A 6,512-nucleotide genomic window follows, 5' to 3' on the forward strand; every position below is an offset into this window, starting at 1 on the left:
CCTCGGTGGCGCACCTGCCGCCGCGGGCCCGCGCCCCGCAGCACCCGTTTCCCGAGCACTTGTGAAGGTTTTCCATGGAGTTGGACGGACAGCCGTCGGCCGAGGTCATCGCGGAGATCAAGGACATCCCCATCTACCGCGCCTCGCTGGAGCAGGGGCACTTCCCCCTCCTCGACAAACCGGAGATCGCGCGCGGCTTCCCCGACAACTGGATGACGCCCAGGCTCGCCGCCGCGCTGAAGACCGGCGACGCCGAGTTCGTGCTGTCCACCGGCACCCATCACGCCCGGATGCAGATCATCCGCCCCCCGTACTTCCTCCTGCGCTCCTACTACCAGTTGTGGAGCGAGCACCCCGACCTCGCCGCCACCTGGGAAGCGGGCTGCCGCCGGGTGTCGCTGACCACGGTCCTGGCGACCGAACACGTCGCCCGGGTGAACGCCGCCAAGCGCGGCGAGGAACCCGCGACCGTCCCGGACACAGCGGACCGGCAGCTGGACACACGCACGTCGTACGTCAACCTCCGGCTGGACCCGGCGCTTTGGGAGCGCGACGACGTCGTCCGGATGCTCGCCGAGATCGACGCGGCCCGGCAGGCCCACCCGCGCGGCTGGTACCACCTCGACTGTTCCTCGTACCACCTGGCGCACCTGCTCAGGAAGATCGGCACCTGGCGCCTGTGGGACGCCTTTCCGCCGCCCGCCAGCATCGTCCACGCCTACGAGTACACGCCGGTGAACGTCCGGCGCTTCCTGGAGCAGCACTTCGCCTGCCCGATCATCGACCTCTTCGGCAGCACCGAACTCGGCTACCTCTTCTCCAGCGACCGCCGCGGCGGCTACCGCCCGCATCTCGACCGGATGAGCATCGAACTGCTCCCGGTGGCCCCCGGCAGCGAGATCTTCCAGCTCATCGTCACCAGCATCCGCAACCCGTACATGCCGCTGGTCCGTTACCGCTCGGGCGACTGCGTACGGACGCAGGACGGCACCCCGGACCCCGCGAAGATCACCCGGTTCTGCGGGCGGGTGAAGGAGCTGCTGCCGACGCCGCACGGCCCGGTCTCCCAGGGAGACCTCGACCGCGTCATCGGCACCGCATCCTCGCGGGTCTTCGTGCACCAGTTGCAGGTGACGGGCGAGCACGAGGCGCGGCTTGCCTACACCACGTTCGACGGCAATCCGGTCCAGGCCGCCGAGGCCGCCGCCCTGGAGAGCGGCGTCCGCGAACTGACCGGACGGCGCTGCCGGGCGGAGCACCGGGCGCACCTCCCGATAGGGAAGTCCGGGAAGTACGCCTGGCTCGCGACCGACACCTGACCACCCCGACGGGAGAACCATGACCAGCAGCACCCCGCTGTCCGCCGACGACCTGACCGCCCTGCTCGGCGAGGCGCTGCACGCCGAGGTGGTGGCCCACTTCGTCCACCACACGGGCGCGGACGAGGAGTTCGTCGAACGCCAGGTGACCGAGTGCCTGCGCTACCTCTACCTCGTCTCGCGTCACCACGACCGGCTGGGCGGGCTCTTCCTCCCGGTCGAGCAGGAGATCGACGAGATCTGGCACTACCTCATCCTCCAGACCCGCGAGTACCGCAGCCTGTGCGAGGAGCGGCTGCCAGGGCGGTTCTTCATCGAGCACCGCAGCATCGCGTACGAGGAGTACCAGCAGGAGCCGGGCCGGGAGCGGGCCGTCGAAGAGGCGCTGCGCTGGATCCCGCTGTACTGCCGGGAGTTCGGCCCGTTCGACGAAGGTGCACTGCCGCACTGGACCATCGTCCGCTTCCTGCACGAACAGATGGACATATCCCTCGCGGAGATCGCCGCCCTGGAGCCGGCCGCCGCGGCGGCGTAGCGGCCCGGGGGGGGCTGCGTCACGGCCGCGGACCCGCGTGGCGCCGGTTCCGGCTGCCCGGAACCGCGAAGCAACGATGTCCGGAAAACGGCCCCGCTCCCCCTTCTCGCGGCTTCGTTGCCCTTCTCATGAACACACCCCACCCACCGTTCCCCGCTGCCGGGACCACCGTCCCGGCAGCCGGCGAACCGAAAGGCGATGATGCGACAGGACAAGAACACGCCGGGCCGACGCCGCCCGGCCGTACGGACGATGACCACGCTCACCGTGATCCTCACGTTTCTGCTGGGCGCCATGGCGCCGGCCGCCGGTGCAGCGGTCTCGGGCCCGGCCACCAGCTTCGCGCCGATGGGCGCCCCCGCGGCCGTATCCGGTCCTCTCTACGGAACCGGTGAACTCGCCGAGCGCGAGTCGGAGCGCGGCCACGCGGTGCGCCGTGGCTCCCGGCACGGGTACCTCCCGCTGCCGGATCCCGGCCCGCCCATGCCGTCGCCACCCACGACCGTGCCGGCCGTCGGGAGTTACGCACCGGCGGACGCGCGGGCGCCGAACGCCTCGGCCCGGGTGCCCGTTCCCCGCGAACTCCGCGTCCTGCACTGCGTCTTCCGCTGCTGAGCCGATCCGCCGGGCCCGTTGCACGAGCCCTCCGCATCACTTTCCGGCCACCGTCGCGGTGGCAACCCTCACCAGCAGGAGACCTCTCCTCGTGGACACCTTCATCCACCATGCCCGGGGCCACAGTGCCCGTATCGCCGAAGTCCAGGAGGAACGGGAGAACTACGGCCGGCTCGCCGCCGGACAGTCCCCGCTCGCCCTGTTCATCACCTGCTCCGACTCCCGCGTCATCCCGTCGCAGATCACCGGCTCCCGGCCGGGCGAACTCTTCGAACTGCGCACCGCGGGCAACGCCGTCCCCCGCTACTCCCAGGGCGGCCCGGCCGGCGCCGAGGCCGCCACGATCGAGTACGCCATGCGCGTGCTGAACGTCGCCGACATCGTGGTGTGCGGCCACTCGCACTGCGGCGCCGTCGGCGCCAGGGCGCGCGGCGACGACCTGACCGGCGTGCCGGACGTACAGGACTGGCTGGACCGGCAGTTGTCCGAAGAACTGCCCGACGACGAGGAACCCGCGGTGCGCTCCGCCGTACGCCGGCACGTGTGCGAACAGCTCGGCCGGCTACGGGAGTACCCGAGCGTGCGCGAGCGCCTGGAATCCGGCGCGGTCACGCTGCACGGCTGGTTCTACGAAGTGCACACCGGCCAGGTCACCGTGCACGACCCGGCAACCGACTCGTTCCTCCCGGTGTGAAGGCGGACCCACCCACCATGAATCGACTGATAGTGAACCGACTCCCGTTCCTCCGGGCGGATGTCACCGCGTCCATCGTTGTCTTCCTCGTCGCCGTCCCGCTGTGCGTCGGGGTGGCGGTCGCCTCCGGGGTGCCCGCCGAACTGGGTCTGGTGACCGGCATCGTCGGCGGTCTGCTGACCGGCCTGCTGCCCGGCAGCAGCCTTCAGGTCAGCGGCCCCGCGGCCGGCCTGACCGTGCTCGTCTACGAAGCGGTCCAGGAGTACGGCCTGGGTGCGCTGGGCGCCCTGGTGCTGGCGGCCGGGCTGTTGCAGCTGGTGATGGGGGCCCTCAGGCTCGGCCGCTGGTTCCGCGCCATCTCCGTCGCCGTCGTGCAGGGCATGCTGGTCGGCATCGGCCTGGTGCTGATCGCCGGGCAGCTCTACACCCTCGCCGACGCCAAGGCGCCGGGTGACGGACTGTCCAACCTCGCCGGGCTGCCGGACCTGGCCCTGCGCACCTTCCGTGACGGCGGCGCGGCGACGGCCCTCGCGGTCGGTGCGGGCACCATCGCCGTCCTGGTGCTCTGGCCCCGCTGGAAGCGCGCGGCACGTGTGCTGCCCGCTCCGCTGGCGGCGGTCGCGCTCGCCACGGTCGCGGTCTTCGTCCTGGACCTGCCGGTCGCCCGGGTGGAGGTCAGCGGCCTGCTGGAGGCCATCCAGCCGCCGGGCTTCGCCGACATCGGGCGGCTGACCGAACTGGGCGTGCTGGGCACGGTGCTGGCGTTCACCCTGATCGCCTCCGCCGAGTCCCTCTTCAGCGCGGCGGCCGTCGACCGGCTGCACTCCGGCCGGCGGACCGACTACGACAAGGAGCTGATGGCCCAGGGCGCGGGCAACGCGGTGTGCGGTGTGCTCGGCGCGCTGCCGATGACCGCGGTGATCGTGCGCAGCGCCGCCAACGTCCAGGCGGGCGCCAGGACGAAGCTGTCGCGGGTGCTGCACGGTGTGTGGCTCCTGGTGTTCGCCGCGGCGTTCCCCGCCGCGCTGGGTGTGGTGCCGGTGGCGGCGCTGGCCGGCATCCTGGTGCACGCCGGGTGCAAGCTGATACCGCTGCGCGAGCTGCGGCCCCTGTGGCGCGAGCACCGCGGTGAGGCGGTGGTGCTGTTCGCCACGGCCGTCGCCATCGTGACGATCAACATGTTCGAGGGCGTACTGATCGGCCTGCTGCTTGCGGTCGCCAAGACCGCCTGGGACACCTCGCATGTGCACCTCGACATCGAGATACCCGACGGCGACGAGCCGATACGGGTACGCGCCGTCGGCAACGCCACGTTCCTGCGGCTGCCCAAGCTGCTCGACCAGTTGGCGACGCTGCCCGCCGACCGCGCGGTGGAACTGGACCTCGACGGTCTGCGCCATCTCGACCACGCCTGCGCCACCGCGCTGCACAACTGGGCCGAGCAGCACCGCCGTGCCCGCAGCCAGGAGGTCCTGGTGTCGTGACGGCGTCCGGCGCCCCGGGCCCCGCGCACAAGGGCCCGGGGCGCCGGTGCCACCTCCGTCAACTCCCCTCCGCCGCCCGGTAGGTGGCGCGTCCGGCCAGCCAGGTGCCGAGCACCCGGATGTGCCGGATGCGCATCGGGTCGGCGGTGCGGGGGTCGTCCGACAGCCAGACCAGGTCCGCGGGCGCCCCGGGTGCCAGCCGCATGCGGTCGTCGGCGTGGGCCTGGTGGGCGACACCGGAGCTGTACGCGTCCATGGCCTGGTCGACGGTCAGCCGCTGGTGCGGCAGCCAGCCGCCGTCCGGGGCGCCGTCGAAGGTACGGCGGCTCACCGCGACCTGGAGGCCGTCCAGCGGTACGTGTGAGCTGACGGGCCAGTCGCTGCCGAAGGAGAGCCGGGCGCCGAGCCGCGCCAGGTCGCCCATCGGATACTGCCGTGCGGCCCGCGACTGCCCCACCCGCGGGATGGTCAACACGGTCTGGAGCGGGTCGGGTTGCGCCCACAGCGGCTCGAAGTTGGCGATCACGTCGAGCGCGGCGAAGCGGGGCAGGTCGGCCGGGTCGGCCAGCTGCACATGGGTGATCACCGGGCGGCGGTCCCGGGGCGGGTTGGCCACGGTCGCCGCCTCGATGGCGTCGAGTGCGGTACGGACTCCGGCGTCGCCGATGGCGTGCAGGTGCACCTGGAAGCCGTCCGCGTCGAACGCCCTTACCGCAGCGGCGAGTTCGGCGGCGGGCCAGACGGGCATCCCGCAGGTGTGCGGCGCATCGTGGTAGGGCCGCAGCATCGCCGCCGTGCCGCCCTCGATGACGCCGTCGCAGAAGAACTTGACGGTACGGGCGGACAGCAGCGGGCAGCCGTCCGCTTCGATCCGCGCGCGGACGGCGGCGAACGGCGCGCGCTGGGCGCGCCAGCGGCCCGGGTCGGCGCGCTGCGCGAGGTTGACGCGGAAGGCCAGAACACCGCGGCGGGCGGCCTCCCGATATGGCTCCACCATCTCCGGTTCGACCCAGGCGTCCTGCACCCAGGTCAGGCCCGCGCGGGCGTAGTGCGCGCCGGCCCGCCGCAGGGCGTCGACGAGTTCGTCCGTGCTGCGGGCGGGCAGCCGGTCGAGGACCAGGTCACAGGCGTGCCATTCGCGCAGCGTGCCCATCGGCGTGCCGTCGGGGCGCCGGACGATCCGGCCGAGCCGCGGATCCGGGGTGGCATCGGTGATGCCCGCCCTGCGCAGCGCTTCGCTGTTGCACCACACCGTGTGGTAGTCGTACGCGCGCAGCGCCACCGGCCTGCCGGGCACCACGGCGTCCAGCCAGCGGGCGTCGAACTCCCCCGCGGGCGCCAGCGCGGGATCGTAGGACGCGCCGACGATCCACTCCTCGTCGGGGTGCGCGGCAGCCCAGCGCCCGACCTCCGCGACCACCGCATCAACCGATTCCAGCCCCTTGACCTGCGGCCCCATCTCCTCCAGGCCGCCGAACACCGGGTGCGCGTGCCCGTCACCGAAGGCCGCGGTGAGCAGTCCGGACCCGAGGTCGACGGCCTCGGCCCGGCCGTCGGCCAGGGCCTCGGCGGCCGGTCCGAGTGCGACGATGCGGCCGTCGCGCACCGCGAGCGCGGTGGTGTCTGTGCCAGGACCGCCTCCGGTGCGCACCGCCCCGCGGAAGACCAGGGGCGCCGCCGCGTTGTCCATGGGGGTCCTTTCTCCGTCCGGGTGCGTCGCGCGGGTCCTCGTCGAAGTTCGCGGCTCACGCGACTTCGCCATCTCCCCGGCACCCTAGATGAATGAGTCCGATGTTTGTGCTGGCCGCGACCATGGCGAAGGGCGCCCGTTGGCTCGTGTGTGACTACCAGCCTGGACGCCCTTC

6 protein-coding genes are annotated in these 6,512 nt (G+C 72.4%); 5 read left to right on the top strand and 1 reads right to left on the bottom strand.

The window, feature by feature from the left end; genetic code table 11:
* The first annotated feature begins 80 nt into the window (after positions 1-80).
* The 5 genes from ACGFNI_RS19215 (at position 81) to ACGFNI_RS19235 (ending at position 4,647) form a co-directional block, all read left to right on the top strand.
* Positions 81-1,319, top strand: a complete 1,239-nt coding sequence (locus tag ACGFNI_RS19215; RefSeq protein WP_393685251.1) for a hypothetical protein — start codon at positions 81-83, stop codon at positions 1,317-1,319.
* Positions 1,320-1,338: 19 nt separating this feature from the next.
* Positions 1,339-1,854 carry a hypothetical protein gene (locus ACGFNI_RS19220; protein WP_393685211.1) on the top strand — a complete coding sequence of 172 codons (516 nt, stop codon included), beginning with the start codon at positions 1,339-1,341 and terminating at the stop codon, positions 1,852-1,854.
* A gap of 198 nt (positions 1,855-2,052) precedes the next feature.
* Positions 2,053-2,469, top strand: coding sequence for a hypothetical protein (locus ACGFNI_RS19225; protein ID WP_393685213.1), 417 nt, complete (start codon positions 2,053-2,055; stop codon positions 2,467-2,469).
* Between the two features lie 91 nt (positions 2,470-2,560).
* Positions 2,561-3,163 (top strand): carbonic anhydrase, encoded by a 603-nt coding sequence (locus ACGFNI_RS19230; protein WP_393685215.1) that lies wholly within the window; start codon positions 2,561-2,563, stop codon positions 3,161-3,163.
* Positions 3,164-3,180: 17 nt separating this feature from the next.
* A complete protein-coding gene (locus tag ACGFNI_RS19235; protein WP_393685216.1) occupies positions 3,181-4,647 on the top strand; it encodes a SulP family inorganic anion transporter in 1,467 nt (488 codons plus the stop codon).
* 58 nt (positions 4,648-4,705) lie between these two features.
* Here the strand turns inward: ACGFNI_RS19235 and ACGFNI_RS19240 are convergent, their stop codons facing one another.
* Complete coding sequence (locus tag ACGFNI_RS19240) at positions 4,706-6,337, bottom strand: amidohydrolase (protein ID WP_393685218.1); 1,632 nt, start codon at positions 6,335-6,337, stop codon at positions 4,706-4,708.
* Positions 6,338-6,512 lie beyond the last annotated feature (175 nt).

The sequence above is a fragment of the Streptomyces sp. NPDC048644 genome (genome assembly GCF_043199105.1).
Classification (GTDB): domain Bacteria; phylum Actinomycetota; class Actinomycetes; order Streptomycetales; family Streptomycetaceae; genus Streptomyces.